Below are 26775 nucleotides of genomic sequence, written 5' to 3'. Positions count from 1 at the left end.
TACCTATATGAAAATGGGATCAGTCTTACCAGAAGCATCGCCCTCACCTAGGGTCATCACTTCGTCCAAACTGACGGTGCCTTGTAGCGCCAGTTCCATTGCAGAAGCAAGCAGTGGCTTATAGTTTTCTGAGCGGCGCGCGGCTTGCGCAAAGCCAACCGCATCATTGGCGCGCAATTTATCCATCATCTCTTGCTCAAGTTCGAGCATTTCAAACACACCGATTCGGCCTCGATAACCAGTCAAATTACAGTTTTGGCAACCTGCGCCTTTATAAAAAATGGTGCTAACTTGATTTGGGAAACGCCCAGCTAACCACTGCTGGCGAGACTCATCTAAGTGGTCTTCTGTTTTACAATCGGGGCAAACTCGGCGCACAAGACGCTGCGCCACCACAGCTCTGACTGCACTAGCAACCAAGTAACCCGGCGCACCCATGTCGATCATACGTAACGCACTGTCGACAGCATCGTTGGTGTGGAGAGTACTCAATACTAAGTGACCCGTTAGTGCAGCTCGCAGACCAATTTCTACCGTCTCTTGGTCACGCATCTCACCAACAAGAATGATGTCTGGGTCTTGACGTAAAAAGGTTCTAAGAACACGCGAGAAAGTTAGATCGATCTTGCTGTTAACCTGTACCTGAGTGATGCGAGGCAGACGATATTCAACCGGGTCCTCTGCTGTAATGATCTTTTTCCCAGGTTCGTTGAGCTCACTCAATGCGCCGTAAAGCGTGGTGGTTTTACCGGAACCTGTCGGCCCGGTAACCAAAATCATGCCGTGCGGACGCGCCAACTGTCGACGCAAGCGAGCAAGCAAGTCTGGCGGCAAGCCCGACTCTTCTAACGGACGCAAACCAGCGGACTGGTTAAGCAGACGCATTACCACAGATTCTCCGTACTGCGTTGGTAACGTCGACATACGAATATCAATTGATTGGCCACGAACTTTGATATTGAATCGGCCATCTTGTGGCAAGCGCTTTTCAGAAATATCTAGGTGTGCCATCAACTTCAGTCGAAGAACCAAAGCCGATGCAATATTCACTTCATTTAAGAGCGTTTCATGCAATACGCCATCAATACGCTGGCGCAAACGCAATACTTGATCGTCTGGCTCAATATGAATATCCGAAGCTCCAACCTGTACCGCATCTTCAAACATGGAATTAACCAGCTTTACAACGGTAACCTCTTCACTGTCGGCCTCATCAATACCGTAATCAAAGCTTTGTACATCTTTATGCTCTTCATGCAGCTGCTCAGCAAAGGAGGCAATTTCTTTAGTACGGCGGTAATAGCGGTCAAAGCTTGAAATGAGCTGACGCTCCGAAGCCACAATGAACTCAAGGTTGTATTGGCCCAACAAGTTCATCAATGATTCTTGGATGAACAAGTCCGCAGGGTCACTCATAGCAACGCGCAGTGTGTCCCCATTTCGAGCAACGACCATCGCACGTAAGCGACGTGCGTGTACCTCAGGTAAAATCTGCACGGCTTCGGCATCCACAGGCGCACGACCAAGATCGATCAGTGGCAAACCAAGCTGCTGAGACAAGAAGTCCAACATTTGCTTTTCGGTAATAAAGCCAAGGTCAATTAACGCATCCCCTAGCTTCTGCCCGGTACTGAGTTGTGCGTTTAGTGCTTGCTGGATTTGTTCTTCAGAGACGATACCTTCCTCAACCAGAAGATCGCCCAAGCGTTTTCTCAACTGAATTTTCATTGTGCGCTCTCCAACTCTTTCAAGATGCTCAAACGGTCACGGATAAATGCTTGCGATTGATTCGAAATGCCAACTTTACCCAGAGCTTGGTTGTAAGAGTTGATCGCGGCAGTAAAAGCCAGGGCGCGCTCTTGTTGAATAGCCAAACCTAACCACCAGCGCGCGTTTTCCGGCTCACGCTGAGTTAGGAGTTGATAGCTCTCAAGCGCAATGTCATTTTGCTTGTGTTTTTGTGCCAATGCCGCACGCATCGCCAAGTAATCTCGACTTGGTACTGGAGGCAAATGAACAAGCGGGCTCAGCGCCGCTTCAGGTTGATTAGCTTTCACTAACAACTTAGACAAGGCCAAGCGGAGTACTTGGTTGTTCGTATCTAGGTTGATGCCTTCTTGAATAATCTCATATGCTTTACGCGTGTCACCTTTACCAAAGTACAACGCTGATAACTTTTGACGCGTGTCTGCATTCATTGGCTCATAACGCAACGCCTCGGCATAAGCCGATAACGCCGTTTGCATATCGTTAGCATCGAGTGCCTTTTCCGCTCGGCTAACCGCTTTAAGAGATAATTGGCGGTGAGTAAGCTCAACCTGCTCAATACGCATTGAGCTGTTTTCTGATGTCGTGTGGGTTACGTGATCGTATTGCTCCTCGCTCGGCATCGTTGCTAACTGTGCGAGTAAAACTGCATCTTCAGAGGCGATATTTATCTCAGATCTTGGCGTGAACCTATCAGTCTCTTGTATGTGAGGCTGTTGCACTACCTGCTGTGTGGCTGGTTTAGTGTAAACCACTTGAGTTGTATCGGGCGTCATTTTACTCGTTGGCGAGTGAGTGCGCTCCGATGAAACAATTGGTGAGACATTCACAGACGACAGTGGCATAGCGTCGGTTTGAAACTGTGATAGCTCGCCTGAAGGGACAGGACCGCGAGAGACCGCCCAGCTACCAACCGCAAGGCTTAACGAAAAACCGGCGACAAGCCAAAGCCAAGGTTTACTGCGTGAGACTCTTGGAATCTCCGCACGAGTAAGCTCTGACGGCGATGTTTTTTCAGCAAGTTCTGATAATGCTTTATTGATGGCACTCAAGGTTGACTCCATCCCCAAAATACGGGTGTTTTAAACTTAGGTTTACGGGCATCAAACGTATCGTGCATAGCGGCGTAAACGTGATGATTTTTCAATAGTGTGCAACGCTCATTAAATGCAGCAAGCAACGACTTGTGGCTAATTTGGTTTATCAAGCGCGGAATCCCCATGGATGAACGCCAAATCGCTTTTTTCTGTTCAATAGAAAAAATGTGCGCCCCATTGCCTGCTTTATCTAAACGATTATTGATGTAAGCCACGCCTTCATCGATAGAGAGAGGACGTAACTGGCAGCTAAACGTAATGCGTTGACGAAACTGCCTTAGCTCATGGTTAGCCAATCTTTCATCCAACTCAGGTTGTCCGAATAACACCAATTGAATGAGCTTATCTTGTTCCGTTTCTAGGTTGCCAAATAGACGCAATGTTTCTAAAGCTTGTGGGGAAAGAGCTTGCGCTTCATCAACGATCAAGACGGTTTTCTTTCCCAAGGCATGTACTTGAATCAAGTGCTCTTGAATGAGGGAAACGATGCGCAGCGGATCATCGTTCTCGATACCTAACTCTCTGGCGACAGCAAACTGCAACTGTTCCCCATTCAACACTGGATTGGGTAAGTAAATAAGCTCAACTTCAGATTCAATCTGCTCGATCAGCTTACGGCATACCATGGTTTTTCCAGTGCCGACTTCTCCCGTCACCTTAATCACCCCTTCTCCCATTTGCACGGCAGCTAGGATGGTTTGGATCGCCTCATAGTGAGGGACTAACCCCAAGAACATTTCTGTATTTGGGGTTAACGAAAAAGGCTGAACTCGGAATCCAAAGTGGGACAAGTACATACTCGAATCACAAACCTATTAAAAAACAGAACCTTTCCCAGCGCTTATTGCGCATCTGGGAACCACTCTTGCAGCAGATCACGAGAGCGCTCTAGCTCTTTCTGCCAAGAGTTCACGCCAACTACGGTCGGTTTTAGCAAGATGACCAATTCTGTTTTCTCAGTTACGTTATTCACGTTGCGGAACAAATGCCCCAGTGCTGGTACATCGCCCAAAAATGGGACTTTAGAAACAAGCTCACGATTTTGCTGTTTCATCAACCCGCCGATAACCACAACATCGCCATCTTTAGCACGAATAACCGAGTCTGATTCACGAATAGAGCTTTTCGCTAATGGCAGTTGGATGTTTTGGAAATCTCCGCCCAAGTTCAATTGCTTCACTTCTTCCGTGACTTCAATAACTGCGGGGTGAACATGCAGGAACACATTGCCTTTGTTATCAATTTGCGGAGTCACATCAAGGGAAATACCCGAGAAGAATGGCGTCAGTTCCACTTCAGGAACCGCATTTGAGTTTTCACCGTTGCCTGCATTGCTCGATAGCTCGGTAACAAAGTACTCATCGGTACCCACTTTGATAACAGATTTTTGGTTGTTGGCAGCGGTAATACGAGGGCTCGAAAGGACGTTCAAGTCACCTTGCGTAGACATGAAGCTCAATACAGCATTGAAGTTACCATCCGAAATAGTCACGTTAGTTTGACCGCCCAATAGCGTGCCAATCGCATCCAATGGTGGTAATGTCGACGCAGGGCGGTTGACTACGATACTACCCGAGTTACCAATTGATGCCGATAAGTTTGACCAGTTGATGCCTTGTTGGTAGCCATCATTCAACGTCACTTCTAGGATTTTAGCTTCAAGAATGACCTGGCGCTGCATGCGCTCCTGCGATACACCTAAGAACTCGCGTACTTCGCGAATATCATCTGGAAATGCTCGAACCGTAATAACTCCTGCTTGTGGCGTTACAACCACACTTTGCCCTTTGCCTGAACCAATTAGATTCGCAACGGCTTGCTGCAGCATAGGCCAGAAGTCACTTTCAGTGATGGTTTCGATGCGTGTACCACCCGTAGATGTGGTTGAGCTATCGTTGTTGTTTCCATTGTTAGAGTCTGACGAGTCAGAACTGTCTGAGCTACCACCAGAATTAGACGTACCAGCCGAGGTTACAGAGCCCGTAACAATGCTGGTTAATGAGCGACCAGAACGCTTGAACTGCAGGTAATCGACTGGAATGGTCACAGTACGCATACCTGCTGGGTAGATTTGAATTACTTTGCCAGACTTCACCACGTCATAGCCATACATATTCTGTACGACATTCAGAACTTCATCCAATGTCACATCTGACAAGTTGACAGTGATATTACCTTGTACCGATGGGTGAATCGCCACACTGTACTCTGTGCCTTTCACCAACGAAGCGAAAAAGCTTCTTGCATCGACCGCATTCGCTTGAATACGAAAACGCTTCGAGGTGCCTTGCTCTGATGCAACGTTCGAGTCTAAATTTGGCATCAAGTCTGCCTCAACAGAAGAAGGGATTTCTTCCAATGTGCGGCTGTTCGCTTGATTGATCGATTCATTGAGCGCTTCTTTAACTTCCACTGGATTCCGATGACCCATTGAACATCCCATTAAAGAAGCAATCGTTATTCCTACAACTAATTTGCGCATATCTGATCGGGCTCTGGTTATTATTGTTTTACGTTTAAATCAAAAAGCTCTAGGTCCCACTGACGGTTACCACGCTTTAAAGTTACAAATTCACTATTAATGCTCGCGACGCGATAACCCTTAAATAGCTCGCCTTTTTCGACAAGTTTGTTATCCATAATCGCGATACAATCAGTACTTGGCTTACACACAATACTGTTGAGCTTAGGCAGTCGGTACCGTTTAACTTTTGGTTTCGCTGACGTTTCAACCGCTGGCTTTTCCCAACCAAGTGGGGCCGTTGGGTCCTGGTTTGCCCAAGCGGTTCCTGCCGCTGCCATAACAAGCAATGAGATGATGAGTTTGTTAACCACCAATAAACTCCTCTCTAGATCCTAGTGTGTAGACTTCTAACACAAGCTTCGCTTTCGGGTACTCTTCGACTTTATAACTAAAGCTGCGCCAGTAATAACTCGCAGGAAGGCTCTCCAATTTATTCAGATAATTAGCAATAGAAAAATAGTCACCAGTCAGTTCCATACGAACAGGATGCACGTAGTAACCAGAGTATTGCGATGCTTCTTTATCTTCCGTTATTGGCTCAGATGGCAAGGTTTGCAGAGACAAAAGGTGAATGCCACTTTGCTGCTCCAACACATTTTCAAGCAGCTCAGCCATTTGCGAAGGTGTAATAAGATGCTCGATGATCTCCGCTAATTGCATCGAAAGATGCTGACTCTCAGCTAACAGATTAGATATCGCGCGATCAATCTCAGCATTTGGATCTTTCTTAAGTTGCGCCTGAATACGTAGCGTATCGATTTCAATCTTTTGATTGGCTTGCTTTAAATTACTTAGTTGCCTCTCATTACTGATGATCTCGTTAAGCTTTGGCTCCAATACCAGCGTAAAGAGCAACATGATCACGACAACTAAACCGCATAATGCGGTGAGCACTTTTTCACGCGTACTCATTTCGCCAAAGCGCCCTTCTAATGAGAGCCAGAATTCGTTCATTTCTCTTTATCCTCGCGCGTTTTTAGTTCAAACGTCACAATATCCTTATCATTTCGACCTATTTTGACGTCGTCAAACGTTCGACCAACCAAGCTAATTTCGTTTTTAAATTGGCTAACCCAATTTGGCACTGAGCTCGGTTTTTTCGCTAGTCCCTTCAGGTCTAAGGTATGGGTATTGATTCGAATTTCGGACAAAGAAATTTCTTGGTTTCCTAGCTTCGCTAATGATTGCATCACGCCAGAGTAACCCGTGCGTTGCGAGTCATCGTATTTCCCGACAGCTTTAAGCGAGTCTCGCTTCGCCTTGACTTCACGTTCTAAGCGGGCTTTAGCTGCCAGCTTATTATTGTCAGGTTGATGCTTACGTAGCTTGACTTGATAACGTTCAAGCTCTGACTTCATGATATCGCCTTTACTTTTTACAATAGCAATCTCATCTTCCAAACCGCTGCTCTGCCAAGTGACATAACCGTAAGAAAATAGAATTGCAGCCGCCGCAACGCCCCAAGATAACGCGATATTTTTTAGCGTCAGGAGCTCTTTTTTCGGTTTTAAGTAATCGGGATATAAGTTGACGCGTCGAGTATTTGAAGTAGCCGCAGTGTCAGCCAAAACATGTCCTGATAGCTCATGTTCTGGTGGTAATAACGGTGAAACCTTAGTACTTAAACGGTAGTTCAGAGCCTGAACAAGCTCGCTCTCATCCTCTTCATCACAGCACACTTTCAATTGATGTAATTGCACGTGGCGTAACTGAGATGAAAGATAGTCAATCGAACGTTGCAGTTCTAACGACAGACTGTCCATCTGTAAATCGCTAGACGGAACCCCCGTTAACGGTGGCGTCACACTGCGAATAGAGCGGTGGAACGCAATAGTATTTTCGACAAAAGCGCTTATACGGAAATGACCACGCACACTGCGTTGTAATAATAGGAAGTTTCCTAGTTCACCCGCAGTCTCTCCCCAAATATCGTCTTCAGGAAGAATTGCTTCTAGTGGTAACTGGGATCGACTGGCCAGTAACACAATCTTATCCAATATTTTTCGCGATAAGACGTATGCTTGCACTTTGGTTGAATTCGGTAACTCGACCGCATCGGCAATAATGTCGATGGCGCGCTCAGAGATCAGTTCTTTCAACAAAAACGGTAATGCGGCTGGCCATTCTTGACGCGGCATGACCGGTTTGTCGATTTGGTACATCTGGTAATAGTTATGAGAAAGAACAACCGTTAATGAATCATACGCACTCGCTGCAACGCTCAATGCTTGCTCAACGGCTTTTTCCCAATTGGACTCAGAAATATCAAATTGGTATGGACGACTACTTTTGATTGAAGATGATAAATAAACGGCGTCTGGCTGAATAACCAAAAAGCAGGAGCGACCACCACTAGATGATCGCTTAAGCTTGTCGAATAGTGCTTTGAAATCCATGATTATTATCTTTATTTTTTCCGCCAGCGATTTCGTCTTCCCAATTTAACTTGGGATTCTGATTGAGAATTCGGCAACGCTTGGGGACGAGGAAGAAACTGCTGCTCCGCAGAAAAGTAACGCCCTTGCCCACCATAAACCCCGAGCTCAATTAATGTGTTGAGCTCGTTCTGATTCTCAATTCCCACTGCTATAATTTTAGTTTTACTGTTTGCCGCCGCACCTAGCATACTGCGGACAAATAGCTGGTTTTCATGTCGTTGGTCGATTTTTGCTACTAAACTGCGATGAAGTTTAAGGTAACGAATGTCCACTTCTTTTAAATAGTGAGTGCTGACGATGGTACGCCCAGCCTGCCCAACCATTAAGTGGCACCCTAAACCGGCCAGCATTTTAGCGACTGGTCGCATAAAGTCTAAGTGTCTTACAAATTGTGCTTCAACAAACTCAAAACTGAGACACTTTCTCTGCTCACGTGACAACTGTAAGAGTTCATCACGAAACCATTTAAAGTACTCTCGGTTAGAAAATGGCGTTACATTCAAATTGAGCGCATACGATCTTGAGTTATCAAAATTATCCTTAAACTCTCTTAAGAATTTATTAATAACCGACTTATCCATTTGCGCTTCATAACCAACCTGTCTGATCGCAGAAATGAACCGAGACGCTTTAACAATCCCATTCTCAGGATCGCGAATCCGACATGTTAACTCTTCATATAATGATTTTTTATGCGTCGCGTCACTTATTGGGTGCACAGATTGTGCGTAGAGTATCACACTTTCAGGTGTAAGTGCTGTGTCAAATAACGTTCTCCACCTCACACTTCCGCGAGCTTCTTCATCGTGGTTCCATTTTTTGAAGCGACTCCAATTATTGTTATTTTGTAGTTGCGCACTACGCAAAGCAGTCTCGGCTTCATCAATGATTTGGCTGTGTCGCTCACCTTCTTTATAAGTGGTGATGCCAATATGGCACCAGTTGTCTGGATCAAGTGGCTCTGGCGGCATTAACTTTTCTAACTGGCGAATGCATTGCGAGGCAAGGTTAGCCACATCTTTCGCACTTTGGTGCGGTAGAAAAAGCGCAAAATCAGCATCGTAATAACGGGAAAATACAACATCTGGGTATCGTTGAACTAAATTGGACAATAAACTCCCAACTTCAACAATAAACTCATCCGTAATTTGCTTATCTTGCTCTTCTTCAACCAGTTTCCAGTCTTGAATACGCACTAGCAACACGGCGCCGCGAGCCCCACTTTCTAGTAACGCCGATTCCAACTTGCTATCAAATAACACTCGGTTAGCGGTACCGGTTAGCTTATCAAGGAAGGTTTGAGTTCGAATAAAGGTATCAAATCGGCTTCGCTCTTGACGCGCATCTTGTAACTCTTCGATTAATACATCGAGCGCTTCACTGGCGGTGTAAGGCCATTCTTTTTTGTCACCTTTGGCATACTGCTCCACCCTACCAGCCAGGATCATTCTGCCTCGCTCTTCGAGCATTTCGGAGCCTTCTAATTGCTCCTTAAGCCATGCCACGCCGCGCATTAAGCAGAAGATGATCAATATCACGGCAAGCGTGATCGACCAAAGCGCCTGCATTGAGTAGCTGTAACCTAAGTAAGGGGGAATTGCTTTAAAGTGAATCGTGTAATCTTGATTGTGAGTCAGCTGGTACTCTGCCTCAAACAAGACTGACGCTTCCATTTGATGAGAAGTATCTTTGAAGCGATAAACAACGGCGTTGTTAGTCGACAACGTCATTTCGACAATATTGGAAGCCTGCAGCATTTTCGGCATCCAGCGCTGCATAGAATAAGCGGCGTCAGGATCTTCCATCTCCTTGTCGACCACCTCTACGATCCCTTCTAAATAATGGTTGAGATATTCCTGCCCAAGACGTTTAAAAGAGAGGGTGCCACCGACAAACAAGATAAACATGGCGCAGATAACGATCATGGTGACAAAGGCCACCAGCCGTGTGCTTAACTTAAGAGTTGGGGTATACCTCATGAATACCAAATTCCTTTTTTATTCATCATATACCTTATTGAAATATTTATACTTGATAAGAGTTCATCAAACAATCGGATTAGTCTGATAGTGAGAGGCTGGAGCATAAAGAAAATCACACTCATTGATAAGTTTTATTGTTACGCCTAACCTTGCCAAGATAAGCCTGTGAGATCATCAGATTGCGACAATAAAAAAGGCCGCGATATTCGCGGCCTTTTCGATTCAAGCATAAGCAGAATTTAGAACGGGATATCGTCGTCAAAATCCATTGGTGGCTCATTGTACTGCTGCTGTGATTGCTGCGGAGCCTGTTGTTGTGGTTGCTGTTGCTGAGGCGCATTGTACTGCTGCTGAGCTGGCTGTTGAGGCTGACCCCATCCACCTTGTTGCTGCTGTTGACCGCCCATAGGTGCGCTGCCACCTTGAGCACGACCGCCAAGCATTTGCATCACACCATTGAAGCCTTGAACAACGACTTCCGTTGAGTAGCGATCTTGGCCACTTTGATCTTGCCATTTGCGAGTTTGCAGTTGCCCTTCAATGTAAACTTGAGAGCCTTTACGCAAGTACTCACCTGCTACTTCCGCAAGTTTGCCGAACAACACAACACGGTGCCATTCCGTTTTTTCGCGCTGTTCGCCAGTCGCTTTATCACGCCATGAATCAGAAGTCGCAATAGTAATGTTTGCTACTGCACCGCCATTCGGCATGTAACGAATTTCAGGGTCGTTACCTAGATTCCCCACCAAAATAACTTTGTTAATTCCACGGCTGGCCATGATGTGCTCCGTTTCACTCTGGATATATAAAATTTTAGCGCATTAGAATAGCACGCTTTAATGTTTTGATTAAAGTCTAATACCATTGTGATCTATTGAGTCATCCTCTAGAACCCAAATCGTATTTCAACTTACGTGTGTAGCATTTTTGATTCGCGTTGCAGACATCGTTTCGTGAAGCTTTGAATTCGAACGCATTTATTCAGTAAAGCGATGGTTATGGCCTCTCTTTAATGCCAGTTTATGGCTTCTATTGAACCCAGGGAGATTGGAACACGTGAGAAAGTCGGCTTACGCAAGAAAGCTATTTCTGATCAGTATGGAAGATAATGCGCAAAAAAAAGTGGCGGCACTCGAAAAGTACGTTGATATGAGCATCCCGGTGATTTCAACCGCAGCACTCATGGAAGCCAAGCCACAACACCGTAATAAAATTCTACTGATAGACTTCAGTGAACATAAATCACTTGTTCAATCGATCAAAAACTTGCCTCTTGTATGGAAAAACTTTGAAACCGTTGTCTTCAACGTGCCTAAAAGACTAACCACGGATGAACTTCTTTCATTTGGTCAATTAAAAGGTGTGTTTTATTCTGAAGATACGCTAGAGCAAATTGGAGAAGGGTTAAAAGGCATTGTTAACGGTCAAAACTGGCTGCCGCGTAATGTAACCAGTCAACTTTTACACTATTACCGCAATGTCATTAATACTCATACTGCACCAGCTACGGTAGACTTAACCATTCGTGAGCTACAAGTACTGCGTTGCCTACAAGCTGGCGCCTCGAACAGTCAGATGGCCGAGGAGTTATTCGTCAGTGAATTCACCATCAAATCGCACTTATATCAGATATTCAAAAAGCTATCCGTAAAGAACAGAGTACAGGCAATCGCCTGGGCAGACCAAAACTTAATGTCTTGATGCAATGTTAGCGGCTCTGATAACTGAAATGACGAGTCGCTCATCTTTTTTCCGCACCGAGTCTCACATTTTTTCCTACTTTATTCATGATTCATTGATACCTCTCGTGTTAAAGTTATGCGCAGATTCTTGATAAAAACGAGATAGGATATTCCCCCAATGATAAAAAAATGTCTGTTCCCTGCTGCAGGCTATGGCACACGCTTCCTACCGGCAACGAAATCTATGCCAAAAGAGATGATGCCAGTTGTGAACAAACCGCTTATTGAATACGGTGTCGAAGAAGCAATCCAAGCTGGTATGAACGGCATGTGTATTGTGACAGGTCGTGGCAAGCACTCGATCATGGACCACTTTGATAAGAACTACGAACTGGAACATCAGATTAGCGGTACCAACAAAGAAGAGCTGTTGGTAGATATCCGTGAAATCATTGAATCTGCAAACTTCACTTATATACGTCAACGCGAAATGAAAGGCTTGGGCCACGCGATTCTAACTGGACGAGAATTGGTAGGCGATGAGCCATTTGCTGTTGTTCTTGCTGATGACCTTTGTGTGAACGAGCAAGAGGGCGTACTGGCTCAGATGGTGGCACTATTTAAGCAGTTCCGCTGTTCTATCGTTGCAGTACAAGAAGTACCAGCCGAAGAAACACACAAATACGGCGTTATCTCTGGTGAAATGATCAAAGACGACATCTACCGCGTAGACGACATGGTAGAAAAACCAGAGAAAGGCACGGCGCCTAGTAACCTTGCTATCATTGGCCGCTACATCCTGACTCCCGATATTTTTGAACTGATTGAAAACACCGAACCTGGTAAAGGTGGTGAAATTCAAATCACTGACGCGCTGCTAAAACAAGCAAAAGCGGGCTGTGTATTGGCTTACAAATTCAAGGGCAAACGCTTTGACTGTGGTAGCGTTGAAGGTTACATCGAAGCAACTAACTATTGTTTTGAAAACCTGTATCTAAAAGATGAAAAAACCTCTGAGCTAGGTAAGCACGCAACACAAAAAGCAGTATAAAGCATCGTCGTAGTACGAAATTACTGTATCGAAAGCCCAGCACAACGCTGGGCTTTTTACTTTACTGTTTTTTTATCCAGTAATTTTCTTTGCACATTTCTCACACTATGTAATACTTGCCCCACTTGGTTATACATAGAGCAAAAACGATGGATAAAATAGAAGTTCGCGGTGCCCGAACCCATAACCTTAAAGACATTAATCTTACAATCCCTCGCGATAAACTGATTGTCATTACTGGACTAAGTGGCTCCGGTAAATCCTCTCTCGCTTTCGATACATTGTATGCAGAAGGCCAACGACGCTACGTAGAGTCTCTCTCTGCCTACGCTCGTCAGTTTTTGTCTCTGATGGAAAAACCCGATGTCGACCACATTGAAGGGTTATCACCCGCGATTTCTATTGAACAGAAATCTACTTCTCATAACCCGCGTTCAACCGTCGGTACAATTACCGAAGTCTACGACTACTTACGTCTATTGTATGCTCGTGTGGGCGAACCCCGCTGTCCAACGCACCATGCCCCTCTTGCTGCGCAAACCATCAGTCAAATGGTGGACAAAGTCCTAGAGATGCCGGAAGGCAGCAAAATGATGCTATTGGCGCCTATTGTCAAAGAACGTAAAGGTGAGCATGTTAAAACGCTTGAGAACTTAGCGGCTCAAGGCTTTATTCGTGCGCGTATTGATGGAGAAACTTGCGATCTTTCCGATCCTCCAACCCTTGAGCTACATAAAAAGCACACCATTGAAGTCGTGGTAGACCGCTTTAAAGTTCGTCCAGACTTACAACAGCGCTTGGCCGAATCTTTCGAGACCACGCTCGAATTATCAGGCGGAATTGCGGTTGTCGCGCCAATGGATGGCGACGGTGAAGAGATTATTTTCTCCGCCAACTTCGCTTGTCCACAATGTGGTTACAGCATGCAAGAGTTAGAGCCGCGACTTTTCTCATTCAACAATCCTGCTGGTGCATGTGGCACTTGTGATGGCTTGGGTGTTCAACAATACTTCGATCCAAGCCGAGTCATTCAAGATGATTCATTAAGCTTGGCACAAGGTGCGATTCGCGGTTGGGATCAAAAGAACTACTACTACTTCCAAATGCTCACCTCATTGGCCGATCATTATGGTTTTGACCTCCATGCCCCTTTTAATTCTCTGCCAAAGAAAACGCAAGATGTCATTCTAAAGGGCTCAGGTCGTACTGAGATTGAGTTTAAATACATCAACGATCGTGGCGATATTCGCGTTAAACGCCATCCATTCGAAGGTATTCTGAATACCCTAGAACGTCGCTATCGTGATACAGAATCCAACTCTGTCCGTGAAGAGCTTGCAAAATACATCTCCACTAAATCTTGTTCAAGCTGTGGCGGTACTCGTCTACGCCTCGAAGCACGTAACGTGTTTATTGCTGATACGACACTACCTGAGATTGTTGAACTCAGCATTGCTGATGCATTGGAGTTCTTCCATTCCTTGAAACTGGAAGGTCAACGAGCCCAAATCGCTGAAAAAGTGATGAAGGAAATCAACGACCGCCTGCAATTCTTAGTTAACGTCGGTTTGAACTACCTAAACTTATCACGCAGTGCTGAAACCTTATCAGGCGGTGAAGCTCAACGTATTCGTTTAGCAAGCCAAATTGGTGCAGGTCTTGTTGGTGTCATGTACGTCTTAGATGAACCGTCGATTGGCCTCCACCAGCGTGATAATGAACGCTTATTAAAAACGCTCACTCATTTGCGCGATTTAGGTAATACCGTACTTGTGGTAGAACACGATGAAGATGCGATTCGCTGTGCAGATCATGTCATAGATATTGGTCCTGGTGCTGGCGTACATGGTGGTAATGTTGTTGCGGAAGGCACCATGGAAGAGATAATCGCAAATCCGAATTCTCTGACAGGTCAGTACTTAAGCGGTGTTAAAGAAATCGCAGTACCGAAAGATCGCACGCCGCGAGATCCGAAAAAAACGGTTGAGCTATTAGGCGCAACAGGTAATAACCTTAAAAACGTTAACCTTTCAATTCCTGTTGGGTTATTCAGCTGTATTACAGGGGTATCTGGCTCAGGTAAATCAACGCTGATTAATGATACTTTCTTTAAAATTGCGCATACCCAACTTAACGGAGCGACAACGGCTCAGCCTTCACCTTATAAATCGATTAAAGGTCTAGAGCACTTCGATAAAGTCATCGATATCGATCAAAGCCCAATTGGCCGTACACCTCGCTCTAACCCTGCAACCTATACGGGGATCTTTACACCAATCCGTGAACTGTTTGCAGGCACACAGGAGTCGCGTTCTCGCGGTTACAAGCCGGGCCGTTTTAGTTTTAACGTACGCGGTGGTCGTTGTGAGGCCTGTCAGGGTGACGGTGTTATCAAAGTAGAAATGCATTTCCTACCAGATGTTTATGTGCCATGTGATGTGTGTAACGGTAAACGCTACAACCGTGAAACGCTCGAAGTACGTTACAAAGGTAAAACTATTGATGAAGTGCTAGAAATGACGGTCGAAGATGCACGCACCTTCTTCGATCCAGTTCCTGCCATCGCTCGCAAACTACAAACACTGATGGATGTGGGTTTGTCGTACATACGATTGGGTCAAGCGGCAACAACACTCTCCGGTGGTGAAGCACAGCGTGTGAAACTGGCGCGAGAGCTATCCAAACGTGATACAGGAAAAACCTTGTACATTTTGGATGAACCAACAACCGGCTTGCACTTCCATGATATCCAGCAGTTGCTCACTGTACTGCACAGACTTCGCGACCACGGAAATACTGTCGTGGTGATCGAGCATAACCTGGACGTCATTAAGACTGCGGACTGGATTATCGATCTTGGTCCTGAAGGGGGTCAGGGTGGCGGCGAGATAATCGCTCAAGGCACTCCGGAAGATGTGTCGCAAATCGAGGGGTCGCACACAGCTCACTTCCTCAAGCCTATGTTGAAGTAGAAAAAACAGGTAAAGTATCGAGACCAGCAAGTGCTGGTCTTTTTTCATTCAAAACAACGCAATAACTATGGCTACTATACATGTAAGTGGAACAAAGCTTTCTCCCGAAAAAGTACAGGTTCCCCTCAATCGCAAGTTTCTCATTGCCTTGGCAACACTATTTGTGTTGGCAATGCACTTTTTCATGCCCAACCCCGGCGGTTCGGGGCTTTCGCTTTCGTTCAATGCGACAACTTGGATTGCTTTTAGCTTTGCATTAGGCATTGGGTGTTACCAACTTGCGAATAATCGAGTACTACGTTACTCAAAACTAACCATCGGCTTGTTCATTAGTACTCTTATCATGACGGTGCCCATTCTGTACCCAAATGCGAATAGCAGTTTGGCAGCCAATAAGCTCATTGGCCTGTGGTGTGGTGTCCTGTTCTTTATTGTCTTACAACAATTTCATTTCAGTAATAAACATCGCCAACGCCTATTATGGTTCATTGTCCTTGCGGTTGTTATCGAAGCCATTTTTGGTTTGACACAATATCTGTATCTCAAACCAGGCAATCCGTTTGGTTACGACACGGTGGCCAATCGTCCTTATGGTATTTTCCAACAGCCCAATGTAATGGCCAGCTTTCTTGCGACAGGGTTGGTGATTGCCAGCTATTTACTTGCACGTCAGCCCTACAAATACGATCGTAAGTTAAGCGATGTTTACCTTCTCTATGCCGTACCAGTTTTAACTTTACCACTAATTGTGGCGTTGGCTTCACGCACTGGTTGGTTAGCCTCGGTCATCGCCGTGTTGTTGGTCATTCCATACATGTACCGCTTTGCAACCAAAGGGCGCTTTATCCGCTGGGTTGTGTCACTTGTAAGTGGGCTCTTACTCTCAGTCGTTGTCATGCATCTTGCCTTTCCTGATGGAGGTGGGTTAGCCGCAGAAAAAGTAAATATGGAGTCTCCTCGAGCGTATACTTTTCCACAAACATTAGACATGGTGATTGAAAAGCCTTTTACTGGTTATGGATATGGCAAGTTTGAATCTGAGTACATGCTGTATACGGCTCGTCAACATGCCCTAAATGAGAATTACCCAGCTGGTTTGCCAGCCATGGATCATCCGCATAATGAGCTACTTTACTGGGGAGTAGAAGGTGGCTTGCTGCCAATACTCGGCATCTTCTTAGCGATGGCACTGGTACTGTATCGAATCTATCAAGCCAAACGCGGAACTCGTCTTGCGTTGCTGGCCTTGTTTATACCTATCGTATTGCACTCGCAACTGGAATACCCTTTCTACCACTCTCTCGTGCATTGGTTGATCTTCGTTATCCTACTGTACTGGGTCGATCAGCGCGTCTCTCGTTATCGACAAGTCGGCTTTAGTAATGTGACCAAAAGCTTGCTGCGTGTTTTTAGTTTGGTACTTCCCGTTGCGTTTACGTTTTACATGGTAAGCGCATTACATACGAACTATGTATTGACGAAGTTTGAGACCACTAGACCAACTAACCCTGATATTCTGAATCAAGTCAGTAACCCTGTGGTTTGGAAAGACAGGTTTGATTGGGATGTCTATAGCACGTTTTTAAACCTTGGGCTGTACCAACAAGACGCAACCTTGATTCAGCCTTATATCGATTGGTCGCTAAAAATCATCAAAGATAAGCCTCGCCCTGCATTTTATAATAATTTGATTTTGGCCTACCAAGGCTTAGATGACTCAAGTAAAGCGGAGCAAATTAGAGCTGAAGCGCAGTTTTTGTTCCCGAAGATTGATTTCAGTGACGTCAATTACCAACCACCTTCTCAAGCAATCTCTGCCTCACCAGCCCCCACTTCAGGTGCAGAGTAATAAGTACAAAAAAGCGAAGGGATGACCTTCGCTTTTCTTTATCTCATTGCTGTATGATTTTATTCAGTGAGTGACTCTTCTAACGCTTTTAAGCACAGCGCAACGTTTTCAGATCGAGCGCCGTAACCCATTAAGCCAATACGCCACGCTTTACCAGCTAATGCCCCAAGGCCTGCACCAATTTCTAGGTTATAGGTTTCTAGCAAGTGAGCACGAACTTTTGCTTCATCAATTCCTTCAGGCACGTAAATCGCATTTAATTGTGGCAACCGATGGGCTTCGTCCACAACAAATTCAAATCCTAACTTTTGTAAGCCATTTTTGAGTTTTTCATGCATCAGTTGGTGACGAGCCCAAGCGTTTTCTAATCCTTCATTTTTCAGTATCAATAAAGCTTCATGAAGCGCATACAAGCTATTAACTGGCGCCGTATGATGGTAACTACGCTTGCCTTTTCCACTCCAATACCCCAAAACTAAACTCTGATCGAGGAACCAACTCTGTACTGGTGTTGTTCTTGCTTGAATCTTTTCAATCGCGGCAGGAGAAAACGTCACTGGTGAGAGTCCAGGTACACATGACAAACATTTTTGACTACCAGAGTAAACCGCATCCAGTTGCCATTCATCCACTTTTAACGGCACACCACCAAGTGACGTCACCGCATCAACAATAGATAATGCATTATGCTGTTTCGCCAGCTTACCCAATGCTTGAGCATCACTGACTGCACCAGTTGAGGTTTCCGCATGCACAAAAGCAAGAATTTTTGTATCTGGGTGCTGTTCGAGTGCTTGCTCGACTTTATCAATGGAAACAGGCGTCCCCCATTCATCATCGACGATAACAACTTCACCACCAGCACGGACGACATTTTCGCGCATGCGTTCACCAAATACACCATTACGGCAGACGATCACTTTATCGCCTTTCTCGATCAAGTTTACAAAGCAGGTTTCCATCCCTGCACTACCTGGCGCTGAAACCGCAATCGTGAACTCATTGTCAGTTTGAAAGGCATACTTCAATAGCTGCTTGAGCTCATCCATCATACCGATAAACAGAGGATCAAGGTGACCTACAGTAGGACGGCTTAGTGCTTGTAACACTTGAGGATAAATATCAGAAGGACCAGGTCCCATTAAAATACGGTGAGGTGGAATAAAGCTTTGGATCGACATGTCAGCTCCTTGATTATCTTTTATCCTGAGCATTCTAAAAGTTCTATTCAATAACATGGCTCAGGTGTAGGGTTCTTCACCCTAATAGATTTTTCCTCTATCAGCAATTAGCCGTAAGTATGGAGGTCAAACCAGTGTCACAAAATCGTTAATAAAAAACACCATAAAGGTTGAAATATTGATTGACATTAAGGTCTCAAAACCGTTCAATGTTTGAGCTTTATGTAGAAGAGGAGCGCTACCCAGGTAGATGATTTGTGGAACCGCAATTCCAACACCAATCATTGAGGGGGAGTAGTGCCGAGGTAAGTCAAAGTTGCAGGATTTGACTTGTCGGTTGAATTGGGCTGAATCCCATCAACTGTCATCAGCGCAGTCTGATGAAGGGCTTCTGAGGGTAAATTTTTCAAATAGCATTCTAAATACCTCTCTTTTTGCTCTGTTCCTTTTCTCACTAAACATTGGATGTACAATTTTTTAGGAAGTCGTGGGAGAACGCAGTGAGCGCATTTAACGTAGCTAAATTCGGTGGAACCAGTGTTGCCAACTTTGAGGCAATGAGTCGTTGCGCCACCATTATCGAAAACAATCCAACTACTCGCCTGGTCGTGAGCAGCGCTTGCTCTGGCGTCACCAACCTATTGGTAGAACTCGCCAACGGTGTTCAGGATCAAACGCACCGTACTGAGCTGCTACAAAATTTGGCCAACATTCATGACGCCATTTTAACTCAGCTCGAAGACAGCACGAAAACTGCTGCCGAGGTGTATGACATATTAGATACCGTAACCAGCCTGGCCGAGGCTGCATCTATCCAAGCTAGTGCGAAGTTAACCGATCATTTAGTCGCATGTGGTGAACTCATGTCGACGCACATTCTAACTCAGTTAATGTGTGAGCGAGGCATTCAAGCTGTGCGCTTTGATATCCGCGATGTGCTGCGTACTGATGACAACTTTGGTCGCGCGGAGCCAAACATTGAAGCAATTTCGACGCTTGCGCAAGATAAACTCGTACCACTTTGCCAACAATCCGTTGTTGTTACTCAAGGCTTCATAGGATCTGACGAAGCCGGTAATACAACAACACTAGGTCGAGGAGGCAGCGATTACAGCGCCGCCTTAATTGCTGAGAGCGTCAAAGCGGCAGGGTTAGAAATCTGGACTGATGTTCCGGGCATCTACACAACAGACCCGCGAATTGCGCCAAAAGCCTCACCAATTCCTGAGATCAGCTTTAGTGAAGCTTCAGAAATGGCTAACTTTGGCGCTAAAATCCTTCACCCTTCTACGCTAGTACCTGCATTGCGCCACGACATTCCGGTATTTGTAGGGTCATCGAAAGAGCCTGAAAAAGGGGGAACTTGGATTCGCCACCAAGTCGAAAGCTCACCGTTATTCCGTGCGCTAGCTTTGCGTTGTAACCAAACCATGGTAACGCTACGCAGCGCCAATATGTTCCACGCATACGGTTTCTTAGCAAAGGTCTTTGAGATCCTTGCAAAGCATAAGATCTCTGTCGATTTGATCACGACATCTGAAATCAGTGTATCGTTAACACTTGATCAAACTGATACATCTGGTGGCGCGCCGCAGCTGCCGCAAGCTGCACGAGAAGAGTTAGAAGAGTTATGTAAGGTAGAAGTTGAACATGACCTATGCCTCGTTGCTCTCATTGGTAACAACATGAGTGAGAGTAAAGGCTACGCGAAACAGGTTTTTGGCACGCTAGAAGATTTTAACCTACGCATGATTTGTTATGGCGCTAGCCCTCACAACTTATGCTTCTTGCTCCATGAATCGGTATCGAAACAAGCCATACAAAAACTCCACACGGAGTTGTTTGAGAAGTAAGTTCAACTCAATAAAACAAAGGGCTGCGTATCTGCAGCCCTTTGTTGTTTCAATAGTTGTTACATTTGGACGAGGTAAACATCAATTTAACCGTTAATGTTTGGCCCTAACCATTTTTCAGCCTCGATCCTATCCCACCCCTTACGATCGGCGTAACTCTCTAGCTGATCTTCTTGGATCTGTGCGATCGCAAAGTAACGTGAGTCAGGATGAGAGAAATACCAACCAGAGACTGACGCGCCCGGATACATTGCATAGCTGGAGGTTAGAGTCATGCCAATATTCTCTTCCACATTAAGTAGCTCCCAAAGCGGTCCTTTTTCAGTATGCTCAGGGCACGCTGGATAACCTGGTGCAGGGCGAATACCTTGGTATTTTTCACGAATGAGATCATCGTTAGATAAATCTTCATCCGCAGCATAACCCCAAATTTCTTTACGGACACGCTCATGCAAATACTCAGCAAACGCTTCGGCTAGGCGATCCGCCACCGCTTGAATCATAATTGCGTTGTAATCATCTCCCTGTGCTTTGTATTCATCAGCAAGCTCTCGTTCACCAATACCACCAGTGACAGCAAATGCCCCTATCCAATCATGCTTACCCGACTCTTTAGGTGCGATGTAGTCGGATAAACAATAGTTGAATCCTTTTGGTTTCTCGGTCTGTTGTCGCAAGTTACGTAATACTTTCACAACGTCGGTACGAGTTTCATCAGCATAAACTTCAATGTCGTCCCCCACGCTCGCAGCAGGGAATAAGCCACACATTCCACGCGCTTTTAACAGGCCTTCTCGCTCAACTCGATCAAGTATCTCGTTGGCATCTTCGAATAAACGTTTTGCTTCTTCACCAACTTCTTCATGTTGGAAAATTGTTGGATACTTACCCACAAGTGACCAAGTCATAAAGAATGGTGTCCAATCGATGTATTGACGTAATATAGCCACATCAAAATCATCGAAGATATGAATGCCAGGCTTAACAGGCACTGGAGGAGTATAAGCTTCCCAATCGATAGCAACTTTATTCGCTCGAGCAGCTTCTAATGTCACTGGTTTGGTTCTCGGTTTCTTTCGATTATGTTGATCACGTACTCGTTCGTAATCAGCTTCAAGTTTTTCAACAAATTCAGGGCGACGTTCATCAGACAGAAGAGAAGTACATACGCCCACTGCACGTGAGGCGTTGTTCACGTAAACCACTGGATGCTTGTAATTTTGCTCAATCTTAACTGCTGTATGGGCTTTTGACGTTGTTGCGCCACCGATGAGAAGAGGTAAGTTAAAGTCGAGACGCTCCATCTCTTTTGCAACATGCACCATTTCGTCTAATGAAGGCGTGATCAACCCTGATAAACCAATAATATCGACGTTTTCTTCTTGCGCTACTTTTAAGATCTTTTCGCAAGGAACCATGACACCAAGATCGATAATTTCATAATTATTGCACTGCAATACAACGCCAACGATATTTTTCCCGATATCATGTACATCACCTTTGACCGTCGCTAGCAAAATCTTACCGTTTGTTTGTCCCACCTGCTTTTCTGCATTGATGTAGGGCTCCAGATGCGCGACTGCTTGCTTCATCACTCGTGCAGATTTTACGACCTGAGGAAGGAACATTTTACCTTCACCAAACAAGTCTCCGACGACGTTCATCCCATCCATTAGTGGGCCTTCAATCACCTCTAATGGCTTTGAAGCGTTGACACGAGCCTCTTCGGTATCATCAACGATGAACTCAGTTATTCCTTTCACTAACGCGTGCTCTAAACGCTTTTCAACAGGCCAAGTTCTCCACTCAAGTGCAGAGGCATCCTCCTCTTTACCTACCCCTTTGCCTGCATATTCCGCCGCGATATCTAACAATCTCTCAGTGGCGTCATCACGACGGTTAAGAACGACATCTTCCACAGCCTCACGCAATTTTTCAGGCACGTTATCGTAGATTTCTAACTGACCCGCATTCACAATCCCCATATCCATACCATTTTTAAAACAGTGATAGAGGAACACCGCGTGAATCGCTTCACGTACATAGTTATTGCCACGGAAAGAGAATGAGACGTTAGAAACACCACCCGAGATCATCGCATGTGGTAAATCACGTTTGATATCGCCAACGGCTTCAATGAAATCCACCGCGTAGTTATTATGCTCCTCGATCCCCGTAGCAATGGCAAAAATGTTTGGGTCAAAAATGATGTCTTCTGGTGGAAAGCCCACTTCATCAACAAGAATTCGGTAAGCGTTGGTACAAATTTCTACTTTGCGCTCACGTGTATCTGCTTGCCCAATCTCATCAAACGCCATCACAATCACAGCCGCACCGTAACGGCGGATCAACTTAGCTTGTTCAACGAATTTCTCTTTGCCTTCTTTGAGAGAGATCGAGTTAACAATGCCTTTTCCTTGGATGCACTTAAGACCGGCTTCAATAACCTCCCACTTGGAAGAGTCAACCATGATTGGTACTTTGGATATTTCAGGTTCTGACGCACAAAGGTTTAAAAATCGAACCATACAAGCTTGTGCATCCAACATGCCTTCATCCATGTTGATATCGATAATTTGAGCGCCATTTTCAACTTGTTGACGAGCCACATCGAGCGCTTCGTCGTACAGTTCTTCTTTAATCAAGCGCTTAAAACGCGCAGAACCAGTTACATTCGTACGCTCACCGACATTGATGAATAAAGAGTCTTTATCAATGGCGAGCGGCTCTAAGCCAGACAAGCGACAAGCAACGGGAAGTTCAGGTAATTGACGAGGGGCGATATTTTCAACCGCGAGTGCCATTTGGCGAATGTGCTCAGGAGTTGTACCACAACACCCACCAATCAAGTTTAAAAAGCCGCTTTGAGCCCACTCTTTAACATGCTTAGCCATATCTTCTGGCGACAAATCGTATTCGCCGAATGCATTCGGAAGCCCAGCATTTGGGTGAGCGGAAACAAAAGATTCTGATATACGCGAGAGCTCTTCAACATAAGGACGCAGTTCATCCGGGCCAAGTGCACAGTTCAAACCAAACGAAATCGGTTTAACATGACGTAATGAGTTGTAAAACGCTTCTGTGGTTTGACCGGATAATGTTCTACCGGAAGCATCAGTAATAGTCCCCGAGATCATCACAGGTAACTCAATACCCATATCTTCAAACACACTTTCAACAGCAAATGAACAAGCCTTAGCGTTAAGAGTATCGAAGATGGTCTCGATAAGAATAAGATCAGAACCACCTTTAATCAGCGCTCGAGTCGATTCAGAGTAAGCCTCAACTAACTCGTCGAAAGAAACATTTCGATATCCAGGGTCGTTTACATCAGGAGAGATAGAACAAGTGCGGTTCGTCGGCCCTAAAACCCCTGCGACATAACGCGGTTTATCGGGTGTTTTTGCGGTCCATTCGTCTGCAACTTCACGTGCAAGCTTGGCAGCTGCAAAGTTAATTTCTTCACTTAGGCTTTCCATCTCGTAGTCAGCCATCGCAATGGTTGTTGCGTTAAAAGTGTTGGTCTCAAGAATATCTGCACCCGCTTCTAAATATGCAGCGTGAATTTCCTTGATAAGTTGAGGCTGACTTAGAACCAACAGGTCGTTGTTACCTTTTAGATCACAATGCCAATCCGCAAAGCGCGTTCCTCGATAGTCTTGCTCTTCAAGTTTGTATCCCTGAATCATGGTTCCCATACCACCATCAATTAAAAGAATACGTTGCTTCAATTGAGCTTCAATCTGTTGTATTACGTTACTTCCCACAGTACAGCCTCATTCCTTTAGTTATCTTTCCATCCTATCACACAAACTTCAGGAGTCTAGACGTCTAAACGTAGAATTAATGATTATTTTATATCCTTCTTAACTTGCAAAATAATCACGAAAAAATGTTTGCTATTTAAGCAGCATCAGCCGAGAATTCCATTCATAAAATGTTACAAATAGAGAGCTCTATGTCGGTCTATCATACTTTATGTTTTCTATCCGCAGCTGCGATGCTAATTGCTTTTGTAAACAGCAAGATAGGAAAGATGCAAACCACCATTGCGATTACCGCAGGTTCAATGGTGCTTTCACTTCTAATCTTAATTGCGGGTCAAAACAACTGGTTCCATCTCACCGAAATTGCGACGGAGACGGTCACAAGGATTAACTTCGAAGATTTCTTGCTCAAAGGCATTCTTGGCTTCTTACTATTTGCTGGTGGACTAGGCATCAAACTCCCGAACCTTAAAGATCAGAAGTGGGAGATCACTGTTTTAGCCCTTGGAGCTACACTGTTTTCTACGTTCTTTATTGGATTTGCACTGTATGGGTTTTGTCAGTTAATTGGCATCCAATTTGATTTGGTCTACTGCTTACTATTTGGTGCTCTAATATCGCCAACTGACCCAATCGCTGTATTGGCTATTGTGAAAAAACTAGATGCTCCTAAACGTATCTCCACTCAGATTGAAGGAGAATCGCTCTTCAATGATGGCTTCGGTTTGGTTATCTTCGTCACTCTATTTACGATTGCATTTGGCACTGAGGCACCAACTGTAGGTAGTGTCACCTTGCTCTTCATCCAAGAAGCTATCGGTGGTATCATATATGGTTTCGTCCTCGGTTTGCTATTCCACTACTTGATCAGTGCCACCGATGATCACTCAATGGAATTGTTACTTACCATTGGTGTCCCAACAGCAGGTTACGCATTTGCTGAATACATCCATGTATCAGGCCCACTCGCGATGGTTGTATCCGGTATTATGATTGGCAACTGGACACGCTTTATTGGCTTTTCAAAAGAGAGTGAAGATCACCTTGACCATTTTTGGGAGCTTGTTGATGAGTTCTTGAATGGCGTGTTATTCCTACTGATCGGCATGTCGATGCTGCTATTTGAATTCCACAAAGAAGACTGGATTATGATGGCTATTTCAGTCCCTCTTGTACTAGCAGCTCGCTATTTAAGCGTATTTCTCTCGTACATTGGCTTTAAGCGTTACAGAAAATATAACCCGTGGTCAGTACGTATTTTGACGTGGGGCGGCTTACGCGGGGGCCTTGCATTGGCAATGGCACTTTCCATTCCATCTGGTATTTGGGTGATTCAAGATAAGTTAATCGATGTAAAAGAGATTATTCTTGTAATGACCTACTCCGTCGTTGTTTTCTCTATCCTCATTCAAGGCTCAACAATCACCCCAATGATTGAAAAAGCAAAAGCAGAAGAGAAGAAGATGGAAGAGAATAACCAAGCAATAACCACTCCGGAACATACGGAGCCAGTGGACTCTTAAAGACACGTTACTTAATAGATAAAAAGCAGCTACCTAGCTGCTTTTTTCATAACTAATTTTCAGACTCCCCTTCAAGGACGAATGCTCCTTATTCTTTGATATACCTTCAAATATACTAAGAATCGCTACGCTACACTTTCATAGATACTAACTATTGCCGATAGATAGTATTCATAAACGAGTCTTTTAATTTGCCCATTTTCATCTGTATCACTTCTCTTCCCTTGGCAATATAGGCTCCTCGCAAACATCAAAGTTAAACTTCCACAATACTTAGCAATGAGCGAGTTTGTGTTTTTATGAGAAAGAGACATTTAGGGTGATTGCGTTCAGAACCCAAACGGGTTAGAAACCTCACCGAGATAAAACTGAGCTAGCACCCAGGTAGCAAAGCCTTAACGGAAGTTTAAATCCCTTCCCTCTTGAACTCAGTGAGACTAAACTTGTATTCAAAGTCCTCCTGTTTTCAAATTAGAAACAAGCGACACCTCAAACAATTAAGCTCTGTCATATAACTAGATTTTCTAATATCGAATAAAAGGAGCTTTGGTTAGAGCTTGGTATCGGAATAAGGCTAAGACTAAGGCACAGAGTTACATGCTAGCTCGTTCACGACGATATTAAAACCATGTGAAGAGGGTAGCGTAACTCTAGATGCAAGGTTTCAATATGAAAGTGAGTTTCAGGTAAGTCGGGGGAACCAGAACGAAAAAAGCCTCAGTCTTTCGACTGAGGCTTAATATAAGTGGCGGAGTGGACGGGACTCGAACCCGCGACCCCCGGCGTGACAGGCCGGTATTCTAACCAACTGAACTACCACTCCGCAGTGGTATCACTCGCTTTAATAAGCAAGCGTCCAAAATTTAAAGCCTGGCGATGTTCTACTCTCACATGGGGAAGCCCCACACTACCATCGACGCTATTTCGTTTCACTTCTGAGTTCGGCATGGAAATCAGGTGGGTCCAAAACGCTATGGTCGCCAAGCAAATCCTTTAATCTGGAAAGCTGTTTTTTAATTCTCGTTCTTACACATTCAATGTTCTTTCATTGAGTCCATCAAAACCCCTTGGGTGTTGTATGGTTAAGCC

The 26775-nt window shown here is 44.9% G+C and carries 17 protein-coding genes, 1 tRNA gene, 1 rRNA gene and 1 riboswitch; of the genes, 6 read left to right on the top strand and 13 right to left on the bottom strand.

Translation table 11 applies throughout. The annotated features are described in order from the left end of the window. Window positions 1-3 precede the first annotated feature (3 nt). The 9 genes from IQP38_RS10615 to IQP38_RS10575 form a co-directional block, all read right to left on the bottom strand. A complete protein-coding gene (locus IQP38_RS10615) occupies window positions 4-1728 on the bottom strand; it encodes a GspE/PulE family protein (RefSeq protein ID WP_193837564.1) in 1725 nt (574 codons plus the stop codon). Beyond that, entirely contained in the window at window positions 1725-2819 is a 1095-nt protein-coding gene (locus tag IQP38_RS10610) for a tetratricopeptide repeat protein (protein WP_193837563.1), read from the bottom strand. Before IQP38_RS10610 ends, IQP38_RS10615 begins: the two co-directional genes overlap by 4 nt. Beyond that, the gene (locus IQP38_RS10605) at window positions 2816-3661 is read right to left on the bottom strand and encodes an ExeA family protein (RefSeq protein ID WP_033907419.1); all 846 of its coding nucleotides are present in this window, start codon (window positions 3659-3661) and stop codon (window positions 2816-2818) included. Before IQP38_RS10605 ends, IQP38_RS10610 begins: the two co-directional genes overlap by 4 nt. A 44-nt stretch (window positions 3662-3705) precedes the next feature. Continuing rightward, on the bottom strand, window positions 3706-5346 hold the full coding sequence (mshL, locus tag IQP38_RS10600) for a pilus (MSHA type) biogenesis protein MshL (protein WP_005388471.1): 1641 nt from the start codon (window positions 5344-5346) through the stop codon (window positions 3706-3708). Between the two features lie 20 nt (window positions 5347-5366). Continuing rightward, window positions 5367-5699, bottom strand: a complete 333-nt coding sequence (locus IQP38_RS10595) for a hypothetical protein (RefSeq protein WP_005381196.1) — start codon at window positions 5697-5699, stop codon at window positions 5367-5369. Further along, a complete protein-coding gene (gene gspM / locus IQP38_RS10590; protein ID WP_005381197.1) occupies window positions 5692-6342 on the bottom strand; it encodes a type II secretion system protein GspM in 651 nt (216 codons plus the stop codon). Before gspM ends, IQP38_RS10595 begins: the two co-directional genes overlap by 8 nt. After that, a complete protein-coding gene (locus tag IQP38_RS10585; RefSeq protein WP_047103665.1) occupies window positions 6339-7784 on the bottom strand; it encodes a hypothetical protein in 1446 nt (481 codons plus the stop codon). The genes gspM and IQP38_RS10585 overlap by 4 nt, the downstream gene beginning before the upstream one ends. A gap of 11 nt (window positions 7785-7795) precedes the next feature. Further along, window positions 7796-9805 carry an RNase E specificity factor CsrD gene (gene csrD, locus IQP38_RS10580; protein WP_193837562.1) on the bottom strand — a complete coding sequence of 670 codons (2010 nt, stop codon included), beginning with the start codon at window positions 9803-9805 and terminating at the stop codon, window positions 7796-7798. Window positions 9806-10047: 242 nt separating this feature from the next. Continuing rightward, entirely contained in the window at window positions 10048-10587 is a 540-nt protein-coding gene (locus IQP38_RS10575) for a single-stranded DNA-binding protein (protein ID WP_017636205.1), read from the bottom strand. A 277-nt stretch (window positions 10588-10864) separates the two neighbouring features. On the opposite strand from IQP38_RS10575, the gene IQP38_RS10570 reads away from it, so the two are divergent. The 4 genes from IQP38_RS10570 (at window position 10865) to IQP38_RS10555 (ending at window position 17362) form a co-directional block, all read left to right on the top strand. Next, the gene (locus tag IQP38_RS10570; protein WP_005381237.1) at window positions 10865-11509 is read left to right on the top strand and encodes a LuxR C-terminal-related transcriptional regulator; all 645 of its coding nucleotides are present in this window, start codon (window positions 10865-10867) and stop codon (window positions 11507-11509) included. 159 nt (window positions 11510-11668) lie between these two features. After that, window positions 11669-12541 carry a UTP--glucose-1-phosphate uridylyltransferase GalU gene (gene galU, locus IQP38_RS10565; RefSeq protein ID WP_005381239.1) on the top strand — a complete coding sequence of 291 codons (873 nt, stop codon included), beginning with the start codon at window positions 11669-11671 and terminating at the stop codon, window positions 12539-12541. Window positions 12542-12690: 149 nt separating this feature from the next. Further along, window positions 12691-15513: an excinuclease ABC subunit UvrA gene (uvrA, locus tag IQP38_RS10560; RefSeq protein ID WP_017636207.1), complete on the top strand. Its 2823-nt coding sequence runs from the start codon at window positions 12691-12693 to the stop codon at window positions 15511-15513. Between the two features lie 67 nt (window positions 15514-15580). Continuing rightward, window positions 15581-17362, top strand: coding sequence for a PglL family O-oligosaccharyltransferase (locus IQP38_RS10555; protein WP_053303474.1), 1782 nt, complete (start codon window positions 15581-15583; stop codon window positions 17360-17362). 59 nt (window positions 17363-17421) lie between these two features. On the opposite strand, the gene IQP38_RS10550 is transcribed toward IQP38_RS10555, so the two are convergent. After that, window positions 17422-18543, bottom strand: a complete 1122-nt coding sequence (locus tag IQP38_RS10550) for a pyridoxal-phosphate-dependent aminotransferase family protein (RefSeq protein ID WP_017636209.1) — start codon at window positions 18541-18543, stop codon at window positions 17422-17424. A gap of 220 nt (window positions 18544-18763) precedes the next feature. Beyond that, a riboswitch (Lysine riboswitch) is annotated at window positions 18764-18942 on the top strand. Between the two features lie 101 nt (window positions 18943-19043). Between IQP38_RS10550 and lysC the strand changes: the two genes are divergently transcribed. Further along, a complete protein-coding gene (gene lysC, locus IQP38_RS10545; protein WP_017636211.1) occupies window positions 19044-20396 on the top strand; it encodes a lysine-sensitive aspartokinase 3 in 1353 nt (450 codons plus the stop codon). Between the two features lie 86 nt (window positions 20397-20482). On the opposite strand, the gene metH is transcribed toward lysC, so the two are convergent. Next, a complete protein-coding gene (gene metH, locus IQP38_RS10540; protein WP_054577147.1) occupies window positions 20483-24163 on the bottom strand; it encodes a methionine synthase in 3681 nt (1226 codons plus the stop codon). 191 nt (window positions 24164-24354) lie between these two features. On the opposite strand from metH, the gene IQP38_RS10535 reads away from it, so the two are divergent. Further along, window positions 24355-25686 carry a cation:proton antiporter gene (locus tag IQP38_RS10535; RefSeq protein ID WP_017636212.1) on the top strand — a complete coding sequence of 444 codons (1332 nt, stop codon included), beginning with the start codon at window positions 24355-24357 and terminating at the stop codon, window positions 25684-25686. A 746-nt stretch (window positions 25687-26432) separates the two neighbouring features. Here the strand turns inward: IQP38_RS10535 and IQP38_RS10530 are convergent. Both IQP38_RS10530 and rrf read right to left on the bottom strand, forming a co-directional pair. Then, window positions 26433-26509 (bottom strand) — tRNA-Asp (locus IQP38_RS10530). Between the two features lie 45 nt (window positions 26510-26554). Then, window positions 26555-26671 (bottom strand): 5S ribosomal RNA (gene rrf, locus IQP38_RS10525). Between the last annotated feature and the right edge of the window lie 104 nt (window positions 26672-26775).

This window comes from Vibrio sp. OPT41 (assembly GCF_015163595.1).
Taxonomy (GTDB): Bacteria; Pseudomonadota; Gammaproteobacteria; order Enterobacterales; family Vibrionaceae; genus Vibrio; species Vibrio alginolyticus.
Note: the sequence above shows the minus strand (reverse complement) of the source record. Positions and strands in the feature narration are given on the sequence as shown.

Coding starts and splice junctions, on each gene's coding strand:
- IQP38_RS10615 (WP_193837564.1), bottom strand. CDS start 1,728: ATGAAAATTCAGTTGAGAAAACGCTTGGGCGATCTTCTGGTTGAGGAA.
- IQP38_RS10605 (WP_033907419.1), bottom strand. CDS start 3,661: ATGTACTTGTCCCACTTTGGATTCCGAGTTCAGCCTTTTTCGTTAACC.
- mshL (WP_005388471.1), bottom strand. CDS start 5,346: ATGCGCAAATTAGTTGTAGGAATAACGATTGCTTCTTTAATGGGATGT.
- gspM (WP_005381197.1), bottom strand. CDS start 6,342: ATGAACGAATTCTGGCTCTCATTAGAAGGGCGCTTTGGCGAAATGAGT.
- IQP38_RS10585 (WP_047103665.1), bottom strand. CDS start 7,784: ATGGATTTCAAAGCACTATTCGACAAGCTTAAGCGATCATCTAGTGGT.
- csrD (WP_193837562.1), bottom strand. CDS start 9,805: ATGAGGTATACCCCAACTCTTAAGTTAAGCACACGGCTGGTGGCCTTT.
- IQP38_RS10575 (WP_017636205.1), bottom strand. CDS start 10,587: ATGGCCAGCCGTGGAATTAACAAAGTTATTTTGGTGGGGAATCTAGGT.
- galU (WP_005381239.1), top strand. CDS start 11,669: ATGATAAAAAAATGTCTGTTCCCTGCTGCAGGCTATGGCACACGCTTC.
- uvrA (WP_017636207.1), top strand. CDS start 12,691: ATGGATAAAATAGAAGTTCGCGGTGCCCGAACCCATAACCTTAAAGAC.
- IQP38_RS10555 (WP_053303474.1), top strand. CDS start 15,581: ATGGCTACTATACATGTAAGTGGAACAAAGCTTTCTCCCGAAAAAGTA.
- IQP38_RS10550 (WP_017636209.1), bottom strand. CDS start 18,543: ATGTCGATCCAAAGCTTTATTCCACCTCACCGTATTTTAATGGGACCT.
- IQP38_RS10535 (WP_017636212.1), top strand. CDS start 24,355: ATGTCGGTCTATCATACTTTATGTTTTCTATCCGCAGCTGCGATGCTA.